Origin of the sequence: Acinetobacter johnsonii, from assembly GCF_048551975.1 — a bacterium.
GTDB lineage: Bacteria > Pseudomonadota > Gammaproteobacteria > Pseudomonadales > Moraxellaceae > Acinetobacter > Acinetobacter johnsonii_A.
The window spans coordinates 76,950-90,844 of sequence record NZ_JBIMCF010000006.1; the positions used below are offsets into that span (position 1 = coordinate 76,950).

Below are 13,895 nucleotides of genomic sequence, written 5' to 3' on the forward strand. Positions count from 1 at the left end.
CATGAGCGCCTTGTTTATGATTGTTGCGGCAATTTTGCTTTTAGGCCCACTTATTGCAATACATGAGTTTGGGCACTATTTTGTTGCGCGTAAATTGGGCGTAAAAGTTTTAGTTTATTCCATTGGTTTTGGACCAACGGTTTTGAAGTGGACCTCTAAAAAGTCAGGTATTCAATATCAGCTTTCGGCATTGCCCTTGGGTGGTTATGTCAAAATGCTGGATGAGCGTGAAGGTGATGTTGCTGAAGAGGATGCGCCCAAAGCATTTAATCGTCAGTCACCTTGGAAGCGTATCGCAATTGTTGCAGCTGGCCCATTGATTAACTTGGCATTCGCCATTTTACTTTTTTGGATTTTGTTCTTACCTGCACAAGAGCAGTTGAATACACGTGTAGGTAAAGTGTTACCTCATACACCTGCAGCACAAGTTCAAATGCAAGTGGGTGATAAAATTACCGCTGTTGATGGCTTAACGACACCTACTTGGGAAAAGTTGAATTTTGCCTTGGTTGATCGTGTGGGTGAAACGGGATCAATCCAAATTCAGGCCGAACGTGCGGGACAAGTTAAAACGTTTAGTTTGCCTATTCAAAACTTCTTGAAAGATCAAACACAGTCTCCGCTTGATGTTCTGGGTTTTACGCCTTATCGACCTAAAATTCCTGCGGTCGTGACTAAGTTGAGCGAAGATGGTGCAGCCATTCGTCAGGGTATGCAACAAGGTGACAAAATTGTCGCGATTGATGGCATCAAGATGAATGATTGGTTTGATGTGGTACAAGTGGTTCAAGCTTCACCTGAGAAATTGTTAAAAATTGATGTGCTTCGTCAAAATAAATTAGTACAACTTGAGGTGATGCCGCAAGGTAAGCGCGACAATATGGGCAAGGTTTCTGGTGTCTTGGGTGTACAAAGTGACTCAGGAAAGATCAGTATTCCTACAGAATATAAACAAACGATACAATATAATCCTGCCGAAGCGTTCATGATGGCGGTGGATAAAACTGGTCAATTGTCGAGTATGATTTTGAACTCGATTGTGAAAATGGTGCGCGGTTTGATTGGTTTAGACAACCTATCTGGGCCTATTACCATTGCCAAAGTTGCGGGACAAAGTGCGGAAATGGGTTGGCAAACTTTTATCTCATTTATGGCACTGATGAGTGTAAGTTTAGGGATATTAAATTTGTTGCCTATTCCTATGCTTGATGGTGGACATTTAGTCTATTATTTTATAGAACTAATACGTGGTAAACCTGTTTCTGAACAAATACAATTGGTTGGTTTAAAAATTGGTATGGTATTGCTCGGAAGTATGATGCTTTTGGCACTATTCAATGATTTTATGCGTTTGTAAAAAAGCGTAGATACGGAATTAAATTTTACATCGGAAAAAACTGGCATGCAGCACACACATTTATTTATGCCTTTGGCGCTTATCAGTGCTATGGCAACAGTACAACAAGTATATGCAGCAGAAGATTATGTAGTACGTGATATTAAGGTTGATGGACTTGTTCGTTTAACGCCAGCAAATGTCTATGGAATGATTCCGTTGAATAGTGGGGATCGTGTGAGCGATGCAGCACTTGCCAATGCCATTCGTAGTTTATATGCAACAGGTTTGTTTGATGATATTAAAACAGAAAAGCAGGGTGATACGCTGGTTTTCAAAGTTGTCGAACGTCCACTAATTTCTAAAGTTGAATTTAAAGGTAATAAACTCATTCCTAAAGAGGCCTTGGAAGAAGGCTTGAAGAAGATGGGGATTACCGAAGGTGAAGTGCTGAAAAAATCAGCGCTACAGACGGTTGAGTCTGAGCTTGAACAACAGTACATGCAGCAAGGTCGTTATGATGCTGATGTCAAAGTTGTGACAACAGCGAAGCCGAACAACCGTGTAGATCTTACTATTGAGTTTGTTGAAGGTAAGGCTGCAAAAGTTGTAGATATCAATATTATTGGTAATACCGTATTTAAAGAAAGCGAAATTGAACAAGCATTTGCGGTGAAAGAAAGTGGTTGGACATCCATTATTTCACGCAATGACCGTTATGCACGTGAAAAGATGGCTGCAAGCTTAGAGTCTTTACGTGCACTTTATTTAAACAAAGGCTATATCAACTTTAATATCAATCACTCAAGCTTAAATTTAAGTGAAGATAAAAAGAATATTTTTGTTGAAGTTTCAGTGGATGAAGGCGAACAGTTTAAATTTGGCGAAACCAAATTTTTGGGCGATGCTTTATACACCCCAGCAGAACTGAAAGCTTTACAAATATATAAAGATGGCGATATCTATTCACAGGAAAAAGTGAATGCGGTTAAACAGTTGCTTCTACGTAAATACGGTAATGCGGGTTATTATTATGCAGAAGTGAACGTCGTGCCTCAGATTGATAAAGAAACTCATCTGGTGGATTTAAATTATTATGTGAATCCAGGTCAGCAAGTCACTGTGCGTCGTATTAACTTTACCGGCAACACGAAAACTGCGGATGAAGTATTACGTCGTGAAATGCGCCAAATGGAGGGTGCACTCGCAAGTAATGAGAAAATTGATTTATCTAAAGTTCGTTTAGAGCGTACAGGCTTCTTTAAGACTGTAGATATCAAACCTGCACGTGTTCCGAACACAGCTGATCAGGTTGATTTAAACATTAATGTTGAAGAGCAACACTCAGGTACCAGTACTTTAGCAGTTGGTTTCTCGCAAAGTGGTGGTGTAACCTTCCAAGCGGGTCTAAGTCAAACTAATTTCATGGGTACAGGTAACTCTGTTGCCATTGATTTATCACGCTCAGAAACACAAGATTACTACAACCTAAGTGTGACCGATCCGTATTTTACGATTGATGGTGTACGTCGTGGTTATAACATGTACTACCGTAAAACTAAGTTGGATGAAGACTATAACGTCAACAACTATGTGACGGATAGTTTTGGTGGTGGTATCAATTTCGGTTACCCAATTGATGAAAACCAAAGCATTAGTGCGGGTTTAAACATCGACCAAACTGAAGTCACCACAGGTCCGTATGTATCGACCTATGTACGTGATTATTTGTTGGCGCATGGCGGTAAGACAAAAAGTACATCGACTTATTGTTTAGATGAAAATATTGCAGTAGGAGAGACTTGTCCTAATCCATCGGCACCGTTTGGTTCTGAGTTTACCGGTGACTTCTTAACGTATAACTTAAACTTAGGTTGGTCATATAACACTTTAAACCGTCCGGTGTTCCCGACATCTGGTATGTCGCATCGTATTAATGGTGAAATTGCATTACCCGGTAGTGATGTTGAATATCAAAAGCTGACATATGATGCTCAGGCATACTTCCCATTAGGCAAAGACTTCGTACTTCGTGGCTATGGTAAGTTGGGTTATGGTAATGACTTACCATTCTATAAAAACTTCTATGCTGGTGGTTTTGGTTCGGTACGTGGTTATGATAACAGTACCTTAGGTCCGAAATATCCAGGTGTGACTTATAGCGAATCAAGATCTAAAGATAATGACTATGAGGAAGTGGGTGGTAATGCACTGATCCAATTTGGTACAGAGTTGGCTTTGCCTTTGCCATTTAAAGGGGATTGGACTCGTCAAGTTCGTCCAGTACTGTTTGCTGAAGGTGCGCAAGTGTTTGATACACAGTGTGATGTACCATCTGGTCAGTTATATATGACTGGAAGTAAAACTGACGCTGGGGTAGATGCGAAGCAATATTGTAAAGACAACTTCGGTTTTGAGCTTGATAATATGCGTTATAGCGTTGGCGTTGGCTTTACTTGGATTACCATGATTGGTCCATTGTCTCTCAGCTATGCGTATCCATTGAATGATAAAGATGGCGATGAAACAAAGAACATTCAATTTGAAATCGGTCGTACCTTCTAAGGTCGACCTTTTCTCTACATGAAAGATATAAATATGAAAAAAATTCTTACAGCTTTAACACTTACAGCATTAACTTCTACAGTGGTGAATGCTGCTGGCTATGGTGTGGTGGATCTTGAGCGTGTTGTTGAAAATAGCACGTATTTAAAACAGCAAAATTCGAGTTTTCAACAGAAAATTCAACCTCAAAGTACGAAGCTTGATCAACTTAGTAAAGAGCTTCAAGACTTACAACAGCGTTTACAAACAGGTGATAAGCTGAGTGCTGCGGATAAGCAAAAAATGGTGACTCAGTATCAAACCAAAATGAACGAGTTCAATACTTTGCAGCAAACCATGCAAAGCAGTGTGCAAAGCTCTATTCAGCAAGTACGTAGTGTATTTGATGGTCGCGTGAAGCAAATTGCTGAACAATTGCGTAAAGAAAATCAATTAGATGTTGTTTTGAATAAAAACTCAGCACTTGCCTATGACGCTAAGTATGATTTAACTGATAAAATGATTCAAAAGGTTAACGCAATTAAGTAATCAATGAATCCTCAACAGTATCGCTTAGAAGATCTTGCTCGTTTAGTCCAAGGTGAGTGTGTAGGTCAAGCTGATTTAATCCTTAAGGGATTAGCAAGTCTAGATTCGGCAGAATCTAGACATCTTGCATTTGTAAATGGTGAAAAGTACTTAGAGCAAGCACAGCAGTCTAAAGCTGGAGCATTTATTGTTACAGCTGATCTGAAGGATCACTTGGTTGAACATCAAAACTTTATTGTTGTTGCCAATCCTTATTTAGCCTTTGCCATTTTAACCCATGCTTTTGAGGTTAAACACACTGAACAGGGCATCGAAAGCACTGCACAGATACATCCTTCTGCAATCATCTCAGATACTGCTTATATTGGTCATTATGTGGTCATTGGTGCAAATTGCGTTGTTGGCGATGATACGATTATCCATTCACATGTCAGCATACATGATGGGGTTGAAATTGGCCGCGGTGGTTTAATTGAATCGCATGTAAATTTGAAGTCATGCAAAATTGGCGATCGTGTTCGTATTCATGCCAATACTGTGATTGGTAGTGAAGGTTTTGGTTTTGCCCCTTATCAAGGGAAATGGCATCGAATTGCTCAATTGGGTTCGGTCATCATTGGAAATGATGTACGGATTGGTTCAAATTGTAGTGTTGATCGCGGTGCATTGGATGACACAATTTTGGAAGATGGCGTCATTATTGATAACCTTGTGCAAATCGCCCATAACGTTAAAATTGGTGTCAATTCAGCTTTTGCTGCCACCACTGCAATAGCGGGCAGCACAACCATTGGCAAAAATTGCATTGTGGGTGGTGGGTCTGCAATTGCAGGGCACCTAAATATTGTTGATAATGTCACTTTAACTGGAATGTCAATGGTCACAAATAATATTTCTGTGGCTGGAACGTATTCTTCAGGAATTGGACTGTTTGAAAATCAAAAGTGGAAACGCACCGTTGTTCGTTTAAGACAATTAGCAGATGTGCCATTGACCCAATTGGTAAAAAAACTTGATCATATGCAGGCTCAAATCGAGTCCCTTGAATCAACAATTAAATTGCGTAAATAGAAATATGATGACTGAGTCGAATTCTACTAGTTTCACGAAACCTGAATTGCCAATGACGATTCAAACTATTCGTGAGTACTTACCACACCGCTATCCTTTTTTATTGGTCGATCGTGTTGTTGATGTGACTGAAAATGGAATTGTGGCGTATAAAAATGTGTCTATTAATGAAGAGTTCCTTCAAGGCCATTTTCCTAATTATCCAATTATGCCTGGTGTTTTGATTGTCGAAGCATTAGCGCAAGTTTCAGGTATTCTTGGTTTCATCATGAACAATGAGAAACCAAGTGAAGGTTCTTTGTTCTTGTTCGCAGGGGCAGAGAAAGTTCGCTTTAAAAAGCAAGTCGTTGCAGGTGACCAATTGGTGTTAAAATCAGAATTGGTTATGCAGAAACGTGGTATTTACAAATATAATTGTATTGCCACCGTTGACGGTGTAGTAGCAGCATCTGCGGAAATTATGGTTTCGCATCAGAAAATAGAGCAATCATGAGCAATAACGAATTTATTCACCCAACAGCAATCATCGATGCATCTGCCGTGATTGCAGCAGATGCAAAGATTGGACCGTATTGTATTATTGGTCCAAATGTCACTATTGGTGCAGGTACGCAGTTACATTCGCACGTAGTGGTCGGTGGTTATACACGTATTGGAGAACACAATGAAATTTTCCAATTCGCAAGCGTGGGTGAGGTCTGCCAAGATCTAAAATATGCAGGTGAAGAAACCTGGTTAGAAATTGGTGACCATAATAAAATTCGTGAACATTGTAGTTTACACCGTGGCACGGTTCAGGATCACGGTATAACCAAGATTGGTAGCCATAATTTATTGATGGTAAATACGCATATTGCGCACGACTGTGTGGTCGGTGATCATAATATTTTTGCAAACAACGTCGGCGTGGCTGGCCATGTTCACGTAGGTGACTATGTGATTGTCGGCGGTAACTCGGGTATACACCAATTCTGTAAGATTGATTCTTATAGCATGATTGGTGGTGCATCATTAATTGTGAAAGATGTACCTGCTTATGTGATGGTTTCTGGTAATCCTGCACATGCTTTTGCGATGAATGTTGAAGGTATGCGTCGTAAAGGTTGGTCTAAAAATGTGATTCAAGGTTTACGTACAGCATTTAAACTGATCTATAAAGAAGGTTTGACGACAGAGCAGGCTTTAGAACGTATTCGTGCAGAAATTTTGCCTGAAGTTGCTGAGGTACAATTGCTCATCGATTCATTAGAGCAGTCAGAGCGTGGCATTGTGCGTTAGGCTTATTCCAAATATAAAAAAAAGACACTTCGCGTGTCTTTTTTTATATCTATAGGAAAATTACTTTTTAAAGAAAGAGGCTTCTTCAGACTTAGGATATTGCTTAAGGAGTTTGGCTTTGTATTGGTTGGCCTGAGTCGAGTTTTTATCCACTTCTTTGGCAATATTATAGAGTTGATAGACGGCTCGAGGCGCACGCGAAGAGTTAGGATATTGGTTTGCTACAATCCCGTAGTTTTTTTTCGCTTCTGCATAGTTGGTGGGTTCAATCGCTAAATTAAATTCAGCTAACCAGAAATATGCATTGCTGATGTAAACACTGTTGGGGTTGTTTTTAATAAAATTTTGCATGGGTGCAATCGCTTTCTTCGCACCACCTTGCTTATAGGCATCCAATGCGACAGTATACGCGGCTTTTTCTAGCTCAGATGGTTCAGATGTATTTTGAGTGCTGACCACTACAGGTGCTTTGTTTACTGCGGCCGCGGTTGTGCTATTGCTGGAGTTGGTGATTGTGGTGTTACTGGGAGGAGTATCCTGTTGGTTATCCTCCGTTGTATTGCTTACTTCAGGGTCTACTTTTTGCTGAAGTAACTCTAAGCGTTGATCTAGGTCAGCGTAACGATTTTCCAACTCATGTTTAAGTTGAGCGATCTCGTTGTCTTGCTCTTCAAGTTTACCGCGTAAGCTACGCAAATCATTTTCTAATTGTTGGTTTTTTTGCATGATTTGCCAATTAATATTGGTTGCTGTTGCACTCGCACCTGTGTCTACTGCGACGCTGGTTGGATTGACACTATTGTTCGTTGCTTGGCTTAAGCCGCGAGATTCAATTGGAATATTGGCGAAAACAGGCGTTGTGCAAAGTAGGGTGAGGGCACATAGGCTATGCTTCTTTAGCATCATAAAATATCCGTGTTATAAAGCTTTGATGGGGGACACATTAAACAAAATTCATTTACCCCATTAAAAACGGCAACGTTATGAATTGCAATAAGCTTTTACATTGTTGTCGTATATTTAGGTAAATGAATGTAGCCTAGTCGTTACCAATAATTGAGCGATTTTTCTTGAGTTTGTTTTATAAATAGTCAATTGAATGAAATGCTTATTGAAAAGTCATTTATAGGCTTGCAACTTAGAGAAAAATCTCTATACTCTGTTCTTGCAATGGTAGCCCTGCCGGTTACTTCGCAATTGTACTCTACGAACCCCGCCAGGACCGGAAGGTAGCAACGGTAGTAGAAATATGATGTGCCGAAGGTTTGCTGGTAGGGTTGCCACCATATTCATACATTAAAAATATAATAATCAATATACAGCATACAAATACATTGTATGTAAACCAAATTTAAAATATCAAGCATTTAAAGAGTATCTTTTCAATCGATATTATTGCGTTTTTAATATTTGCTATTCTCTTTAACTTTTATTTTAAAAATTCATTTACTCTATTCCTTACTTCTTTTTGCTCTCTACCATGTGTATTTTTTCTTTTGGGTGTGATGTATTTTAAAATAACGTTAAATACAGATCATTTAATTTATCGAAAATTATTTCAAGCATTAGAAATCATGGCATTATTTTTTTATCTTACACGTCTTGTATATATTTAAGCTTTTCTGAATTTAGTTTGATTTATACTTATTTAAGAGTGCTATGATTTTATAATTCATTAACGATTAAATGTAGTTAATGTTAGATGTGAATATAGGATCAATATTTATAAAGGTGATTTGGGCATAGCTTGGTCAAGAGCGAATGGTGATTAGTCATCAATCCTGCGATTAATCGCTTTCATAATCGCATCCATTTCAAAACCACGATACATTAAAAAACGGATTTGTTTGGCTTTTAGTTTTGGATCTGTTGCGACCTCAGTTCCATACTTTCTAACTTTGAGTTGATAGGCTTGTTCGACCCAATCCGTTTCTTTCAGCTCTTCTAAAATTAAACCAGTGTCAATCTTTTTGGTTTTAAGCGCCATTTTAATGCGATTAGGGCCTTTGCCTTTACGCTTTTGGCTCGATAAAGTGATCTCAGCTACGCGTTGATCGCTTTGGTAGTTCTCTGTTGAAAGCTCTTCAACTAGTGTAATCACTTCTTCTCGGTGCATCGCCCATGTAGCCAGTTTTTCAATCAATTCTGCTTTCGAATATTCCTTACGTGTTAATACTGCAAAGGCATAAGAACGTAGACGAGAACCTGTTAAACCTGTGGGTTTGGGGTGATTCTCTTCATCAAAATCTAAAACATCAGCAGTTTCTTGTGTTACCTGCGTGAGGCCGTATTGAGTAGCAGGGGATTTTTCCTCGCCAAACTGTTGTTTGAGAGCATCATAGTCAAGGAGTTTGGGAAATTTTGAATTAGGCATAATCGGCTATGAAATAGATCTGAATAAACAAAACGCCCCGTAGGGCGTTTCTTAGTGTAAGCCTAAATGTCGTGTAATAACATTTAATCTTTTAGATACTTTAATTAAGCATCTAAAAAGTCAGGCTCTTCTTCATTCTCTTCTACAGGTGCAGCATTTGCAGTCGTCAGTAGTTTTTCTCGAATGATTTTCTCAATGGTTTCAGCCAACTGAGGGTTTTCTTCAAGGTGACGGATCACATTATTTTTACCTTGACCAATTTTGTCGCCTTGATATGAATACCAAGCACCTGCTTTTTGTACGATTTCTTGTTGGACAGCTAAGTCTACAAGTTCGCCCAAGTGATTGACGCCTTTACCATATAGGATTTGGAAGAGCGCTTCGCGGAATGGAGGTGCCATTTTGTTTTTGACAACTTTTACTTTGGTTTCAGAACCAACGATTTCATCGCCTTCTTTGACCTGACCTACGCGACGAATGTCTAAACGCACAGACGCATAGAATTTTAACGCATTACCACCAGTCGTGGTTTCAGGGCTACCAAACATTACACCAATTTTCATACGAATTTGGTTAATGAAAATTACCATACAGTTTGAACGTTTTGCATTACCTGTAATTTTACGTAATGCTTGGCTCATTAAACGTGCTTGGAGGCCCATATGCGAGTCGCCCATTTCACCTTCAATTTCTGCACGTGGTGTTAATGCTGCAACAGAATCGACAACGATGAGGTCAATGGCACCAGAGCGAACCAACATGTCTGCAATTTCAAGTGCTTGCTCACCATGGTCAGGCTGAGAAACCAAGAGGTTGTCAATATCTACGCCAAGTTTACGCGCATACTGTGGGTCTAAAGCGTGTTCTGCATCGATAAATGCACATGTACCACCTGCTTTTTGACATTCGGCAATCGCTTGTAAAGTCATGGTTGTTTTACCTGAAGATTCAGGACCATAAATCTCAACGATACGACCTTTTGGTAAGCCGCCAATGCCTAGAGCAATATCAAGTGTCAAAGAACCCGTTGATACCGCTTCAACAGCTTGTACGGTGTTATCGCCAAGACGCATTACTGTGTTTTTACCAAACTGCTTTTCAATTTGGCTTAGCGCAGCATTGAGCGCCTTGCTTTTATTATCATCCATCTTACAACCTCAAAACGATGTCACGGATATTTACTGAATATGCTCAGTATAGTGACAGATTTAGTCTGTATCTTCTATAAAAACCAGATCGTGTGCGACACAACATGACGCATGTCATTCATCATCATTATAAGACCAATATTGGTCAAATTGTTGATCATTTTCTTGTCTAAACTTACTGATATCGCGTCGGTCTTTTTTACTTGGACGATGATCAGGTCGAGCTAGATTATGCAACTTTCTTTGGCTTGCAATCAATTCCCGTCGTGTAATACTGACTTCGGTTTCTTCATATAATTTTTGTGCAACAGGAGCGGGGCCACGCACGTCAGAGAGTTCTTTGATCACCACGGTTTTCTTATCAATGCCTTGTTGTATGGTGAGTTCCATTCCAATCCGAACTTCTCTCGACACTTTGACACGTTCGCCATTGTGGTGAACTTTGCCTCCCTCAATTGCATTTTTGGCAATGGAGCGTGTTTTAAAAAAACGAGCTGCCCATAACCATTTGTCAATACGCATGCCTACAGCATCTTCTGCTAAAGTGGATTTACGCATATTTGGCGGTGACCTCAGCTCGCTCTAAATAAGGAATTAAATCGGTGAGCTGATTTAAGATCGGATAAGGGCTGGATGTCTTGCTTTGACCTAGTGATGAGGGTTGAGCAATGGTAAATAGGTTTTGAATACCATAACTTTCAGCACCCTTTAGTACTTTTTCAGTGTCATCGATGAAGTAACACTGTGTGGCTGCAAAAGGATGACGTTCATGGAGACGTTGCCAGAACTCAGTAAATTCCTTGGCATGGCCGAGAGTTTCACTGCTAATAATGACATCAAAATATGAGGCCAGTTTCGTGTATTCGAGTTTGAACTTGAGTCCCTCACAGTCCGCATTAGTGGCAAGCCAGCAAGGGTAGCCGTTGCTTTTTAAATAGTCGAGAAGTTCAATGCTACCTTCACGCAGGCCAACTTTATGCTTAAATTCCTGCTGCAAAGCGAGCGTGTCTACGCCGACTTTAGCTGTCCAAAAGCGCGTAGAATACCAATTGAGTGTGTGATTATGGGTTTGATAAAACTGAAACAGAGCCTGAGTACTTTGTTCTAAAGAGCACTGGTGTTGTTCAGCATAACGGATAGGAAGTTGATGATTCCAAATAAAATCATCATAGGCAAGATCCAGTAATGTACCGTCCATATCAAAAATAATAATCGGTCTTTCCATTCAAAAATCTCCAATGTTTTTCAAAGTTCAACAAGGTTCATAGAAAAACACTCTAACCATTGAAATTGCTATGCTTTCGCATTTATTAAAGCATTTTAAGTAATTTCAAAGTTCAACAAAGTTGTTTACCTTTCAAGAATAATTATGTACATATCTGTGTACATAAATTTTATCTGTACATATCAGCATTAGAGTATAGAACAATTAGGTTGAAAAAAACGAATGGCTTTAAGTGATAGTTGGCTCAAATCGAATAATGGAAAATCTCGAGAAAAGGTTGAAGTGGTGACAGATAGAGACGGTTTATCTATCAGGATTTCGCCTAAGGGTAAGATCGTATTCCAATTTCGTTATCGATTTAATGGCACAGCCAAACGATTAGATATTGGTACTTATCCTATGCTGGGGCTCAAAGATGCCCGCACACAAGTGCATAAATATAAATCAGAACTTGATCAGGGAAAGGATCCCTTACAGTTAAAACTTAAAGGGGAGAGTGACTATCTCAAGCAACTTACCGTAAAGGATATATGTGACCTTTGGTTTAATACTGTGGCGATCGGCAAGGTCTCTTGTAAGGATGATCTACGCGCATTTGAGATGCATGTATATCCGCGTATAGGAAAAAGGTTCTGTGATGATGTAACTCTACAGGAGTGGTCTGAACTTCTATTTGATATAGCGGGAGAAGTTAAAACTGTGGCGGTTAAAGTTTTGGGTAATCTCAAAATGATTATGCGATGGGGGTGTATTCACGGAAAGTTAAAGCATCAACCTATCCAGCATATTAAAGCTGCTGATCTAAATGTAAAAAAGGTAAAACGCTCAAGGTATTTAACAGAACAAGAGATATTTTGGGTTATCCATGCATCACTTAGATCGAATGCCATCTCGCAAAAAAATAAAGCTATTTTAATTATGCTTCTTTTCTTTGGCTGTCGTGTTTCTGAGTTACGCCTTGCTAAAAAATCTGATTTCGATTTTCAGCAAATGATTTGGATAGTTCCACCTGAGAATCACAAGATGGGGGATCGCACCCATAAGCCTATTATTAGGCCAATCATTCCGCAGATTATTCCATTCCTTGAATTTATATTTTCACTCTCTCCAGAGAGTTGTGAATATGCTTTTCCTAGTCTTAAAGGGAAAACTTATACGTTGTTGTCGAAAAGCTTTCATACAACAATACCGGGCTTTGTGAATAATAATGTTCAGAAAAGATTTGGTGTGGAAATGAAGCACTGGACCATACACGACCTGCGCAGAACAATGCGAACAAACATATCAGAGTTGGCCGCACCACACGTTTGTGAAATTATGTTGGGGCATGGTCTGCCTGCAATTTGGGGGACTTATGATTTACATGAATATATTGATGATCAGGCGCAAGCTTATGAAAAATGGTTTATTAAGCTTAGCGCCATATTAGACAATCATGAACGTTTCGATAGTAAAGGCTGTATTTCAAGTGAATCAAGCAGTCCTTTACTTCTTTCCCAAGCATCAACAGCTTTGATACCGTAACGACTGCTTGAACGACCATGTGCTTTGATCACTGGTTCAGGAAAATCCCTGTTATTTCGCCAGTTGATCAAAGTGCCTTTAGTAACGCCGTAACGCTTCAATAATTCAGGGGTTGAGATATATAGTCCCATTTAAGACACCTCCTTCTTGATATCAATTAACTCAAACGGTAATTTGGTATCTAAGCCCTTGCATTCATCCTTATATCCAAAACTTACAAGGATGTGATAAAGGGCAGAGGCTTGCTCCGCCGTGAATGTTTTGGTTGTGCCTGACTGGCCTATGACGAGTGGTGCGAATTCTTCGGCAAGTTCTTGGGCGATATGTTGGAGGTTAGTCATTGGCTAGCTCCTGTGCTTCGATCATGGCTTTTTTGCTTTGCATCATTTTTGTAGTAGAAGTGGTATTCCTCAGGCAATTCAATGTTCTTTGGCATCCAGTGCGATTGACCGTAAGCCGCCTGCCATCCGTAACAATTTCTCTCTTTAAAGCCACCAGCCCATTTTGAATCACGCGTTACTTGTCGAACTTGCCCAAAGCTGTGCACCAAAACTTCTTCGCCTTCTTTAGGCATCCGATCAGAAGTTGAAATCCACCTAGGAACCGCTTGGGCTTTGGCTGCTTGCTTAAACCCATAAAACGCGCCATTTACCCATGCCGCCAATCCAACAGGCATACCGTTATTCTTCTCAACATAACAACCTAAGTGCTCGTCAAAGTTAAGATACTCAAGCTTCTCGTTAATATATTTAAGCTTCTCAAATTCAACTTTTAATTTTTTAATATCCATCACACTCTCCTGAGCAAACATCTGCGCAAAATCCTAATTTATTGTTTAAATTGCGC

Annotated in this window: 15 protein-coding genes and 1 other RNA gene; 8 read left to right on the plus strand and 8 right to left on the minus strand. The window is 39.6% G+C overall.

The genetic code is table 11. The features are described 5' to 3' along the window. Window position 1: 1 nt before the first annotated feature. The 6 genes from rseP to lpxA are packed head-to-tail and all read left to right on the plus strand — an operon-like array spanning window position 2 to window position 6,778. Window positions 2–1,357 carry an RIP metalloprotease RseP gene (gene rseP / locus ACG9ZB_RS07150; protein ID WP_419325134.1) on the plus strand — a complete coding sequence of 452 codons (1,356 nt, stop codon included), beginning with the start codon at window positions 2–4 and terminating at the stop codon, window positions 1,355–1,357. A gap of 45 nt (window positions 1,358–1,402) precedes the next feature. Then, window positions 1,403–3,901 (plus strand): outer membrane protein assembly factor BamA, encoded by a 2,499-nt coding sequence (bamA, locus tag ACG9ZB_RS07155; RefSeq protein WP_419325136.1) that lies wholly within the window; start codon window positions 1,403–1,405, stop codon window positions 3,899–3,901. 33 nt (window positions 3,902–3,934) lie between these two features. Beyond that, window positions 3,935–4,429 (plus strand): OmpH family outer membrane protein, encoded by a 495-nt coding sequence (locus ACG9ZB_RS07160; RefSeq protein ID WP_419325138.1) that lies wholly within the window; start codon window positions 3,935–3,937, stop codon window positions 4,427–4,429. 3 nt (window positions 4,430–4,432) lie between these two features. Beyond that, window positions 4,433–5,500 (plus strand): UDP-3-O-(3-hydroxymyristoyl)glucosamine N-acyltransferase, encoded by a 1,068-nt coding sequence (lpxD, locus tag ACG9ZB_RS07165; protein WP_419325140.1) that lies wholly within the window; start codon window positions 4,433–4,435, stop codon window positions 5,498–5,500. A 7-nt stretch (window positions 5,501–5,507) separates the two neighbouring features. Next, complete coding sequence (fabZ, locus tag ACG9ZB_RS07170) at window positions 5,508–5,993, plus strand: 3-hydroxyacyl-ACP dehydratase FabZ (RefSeq protein WP_010326983.1); 486 nt, start codon at window positions 5,508–5,510, stop codon at window positions 5,991–5,993. Then, window positions 5,990–6,778: an acyl-ACP--UDP-N-acetylglucosamine O-acyltransferase gene (lpxA, locus tag ACG9ZB_RS07175; protein ID WP_010326982.1), complete on the plus strand. Its 789-nt coding sequence runs from the start codon at window positions 5,990–5,992 to the stop codon at window positions 6,776–6,778. Before fabZ ends, lpxA begins: the two co-directional genes overlap by 4 nt. A gap of 60 nt (window positions 6,779–6,838) precedes the next feature. Here lpxA and ACG9ZB_RS07180 read toward each other — a convergent pair whose 3' ends face one another. After that, window positions 6,839–7,684, minus strand: coding sequence for a YbgF trimerization domain-containing protein (locus ACG9ZB_RS07180; protein WP_419325142.1), 846 nt, complete (start codon window positions 7,682–7,684; stop codon window positions 6,839–6,841). Window positions 7,685–7,958: 274 nt separating this feature from the next. Here ACG9ZB_RS07180 and ffs point away from each other — a divergent pair. Beyond that, an RNA gene (gene ffs / locus ACG9ZB_RS07185) (signal recognition particle sRNA small type) lies at window positions 7,959–8,055 on the plus strand. A gap of 491 nt (window positions 8,056–8,546) precedes the next feature. Here the strand turns inward: ffs and ACG9ZB_RS07190 are convergent. The 4 genes from ACG9ZB_RS07190 to ACG9ZB_RS07205 form a co-directional block, all read right to left on the minus strand. After that, a complete protein-coding gene (locus tag ACG9ZB_RS07190; RefSeq protein WP_419325144.1) occupies window positions 8,547–9,152 on the minus strand; it encodes a regulatory protein RecX in 606 nt (201 codons plus the stop codon). 104 nt (window positions 9,153–9,256) lie between these two features. Then, window positions 9,257–10,300, minus strand: coding sequence for a recombinase RecA (gene recA, locus ACG9ZB_RS07195; RefSeq protein ID WP_005401034.1), 1,044 nt, complete (start codon window positions 10,298–10,300; stop codon window positions 9,257–9,259). Window positions 10,301–10,414: 114 nt separating this feature from the next. Then, a complete protein-coding gene (locus ACG9ZB_RS07200; RefSeq protein ID WP_419325146.1) occupies window positions 10,415–10,858 on the minus strand; it encodes an RNA-binding S4 domain-containing protein in 444 nt (147 codons plus the stop codon). Further along, the gene (locus ACG9ZB_RS07205) at window positions 10,851–11,525 is read right to left on the minus strand and encodes an HAD-IA family hydrolase (protein WP_419325148.1); all 675 of its coding nucleotides are present in this window, start codon (window positions 11,523–11,525) and stop codon (window positions 10,851–10,853) included. The genes ACG9ZB_RS07200 and ACG9ZB_RS07205 overlap by 8 nt, the downstream gene beginning before the upstream one ends. Before the next feature lie 222 nt (window positions 11,526–11,747). On the opposite strand from ACG9ZB_RS07205, the gene ACG9ZB_RS07210 reads away from it, so the two are divergent. After that, window positions 11,748–13,049: a tyrosine-type recombinase/integrase gene (locus tag ACG9ZB_RS07210; protein ID WP_419325150.1), complete on the plus strand. Its 1,302-nt coding sequence runs from the start codon at window positions 11,748–11,750 to the stop codon at window positions 13,047–13,049. Here the strand turns inward: ACG9ZB_RS07210 and ACG9ZB_RS07215 are convergent. Genes ACG9ZB_RS07215 through ACG9ZB_RS07225 form a run of 3 tightly spaced genes read right to left on the minus strand, consistent with a single transcriptional unit; the run spans window position 12,959 to window position 13,839 of the window. After that, on the minus strand, window positions 12,959–13,180 hold the full coding sequence (locus ACG9ZB_RS07215; RefSeq protein ID WP_081316816.1) for a hypothetical protein: 222 nt from the start codon (window positions 13,178–13,180) through the stop codon (window positions 12,959–12,961). The genes ACG9ZB_RS07210 and ACG9ZB_RS07215 overlap by 91 nt on opposite strands. After that, window positions 13,181–13,390 (minus strand): hypothetical protein, encoded by a 210-nt coding sequence (locus tag ACG9ZB_RS07220; RefSeq protein WP_419325152.1) that lies wholly within the window; start codon window positions 13,388–13,390, stop codon window positions 13,181–13,183. Beyond that, window positions 13,387–13,839: a DUF551 domain-containing protein gene (locus ACG9ZB_RS07225; protein WP_419325153.1), complete on the minus strand. Its 453-nt coding sequence runs from the start codon at window positions 13,837–13,839 to the stop codon at window positions 13,387–13,389. The genes ACG9ZB_RS07220 and ACG9ZB_RS07225 overlap by 4 nt, the downstream gene beginning before the upstream one ends. Window positions 13,840–13,895: the final 56 nt, after the last annotated feature.

Excerpts from the sequence above, each read along its gene's own strand:
- rseP (WP_419325134.1), top strand. The coding sequence starts at position 2 with ATGAGCGCCTTGTTTATGATTGTTGCGGCAATTTTGCTTTTAGGCCCA.
- bamA (WP_419325136.1), top strand. The coding sequence starts at position 1,403 with ATGCAGCACACACATTTATTTATGCCTTTGGCGCTTATCAGTGCTATG.
- ACG9ZB_RS07160 (WP_419325138.1), top strand. The coding sequence starts at position 3,935 with ATGAAAAAAATTCTTACAGCTTTAACACTTACAGCATTAACTTCTACA.
- lpxD (WP_419325140.1), top strand. The coding sequence starts at position 4,433 with ATGAATCCTCAACAGTATCGCTTAGAAGATCTTGCTCGTTTAGTCCAA.
- fabZ (WP_010326983.1), top strand. The coding sequence starts at position 5,508 with ATGACTGAGTCGAATTCTACTAGTTTCACGAAACCTGAATTGCCAATG.
- lpxA (WP_010326982.1), top strand. The coding sequence starts at position 5,990 with ATGAGCAATAACGAATTTATTCACCCAACAGCAATCATCGATGCATCT.
- ACG9ZB_RS07180 (WP_419325142.1), bottom strand. The coding sequence starts at position 7,684 with ATGATGCTAAAGAAGCATAGCCTATGTGCCCTCACCCTACTTTGCACA.
- ACG9ZB_RS07190 (WP_419325144.1), bottom strand. The coding sequence starts at position 9,152 with ATGCCTAATTCAAAATTTCCCAAACTCCTTGACTATGATGCTCTCAAA.
- recA (WP_005401034.1), bottom strand. The coding sequence starts at position 10,300 with ATGGATGATAATAAAAGCAAGGCGCTCAATGCTGCGCTAAGCCAAATT.
- ACG9ZB_RS07200 (WP_419325146.1), bottom strand. The coding sequence starts at position 10,858 with ATGCGTAAATCCACTTTAGCAGAAGATGCTGTAGGCATGCGTATTGAC.
- ACG9ZB_RS07205 (WP_419325148.1), bottom strand. The coding sequence starts at position 11,525 with ATGGAAAGACCGATTATTATTTTTGATATGGACGGTACATTACTGGAT.
- ACG9ZB_RS07210 (WP_419325150.1), top strand. The coding sequence starts at position 11,748 with ATGGCTTTAAGTGATAGTTGGCTCAAATCGAATAATGGAAAATCTCGA.
- ACG9ZB_RS07215 (WP_081316816.1), bottom strand. The coding sequence starts at position 13,180 with ATGGGACTATATATCTCAACCCCTGAATTATTGAAGCGTTACGGCGTT.
- ACG9ZB_RS07220 (WP_419325152.1), bottom strand. The coding sequence starts at position 13,390 with ATGACTAACCTCCAACATATCGCCCAAGAACTTGCCGAAGAATTCGCA.
- ACG9ZB_RS07225 (WP_419325153.1), bottom strand. The coding sequence starts at position 13,839 with ATGGATATTAAAAAATTAAAAGTTGAATTTGAGAAGCTTAAATATATT.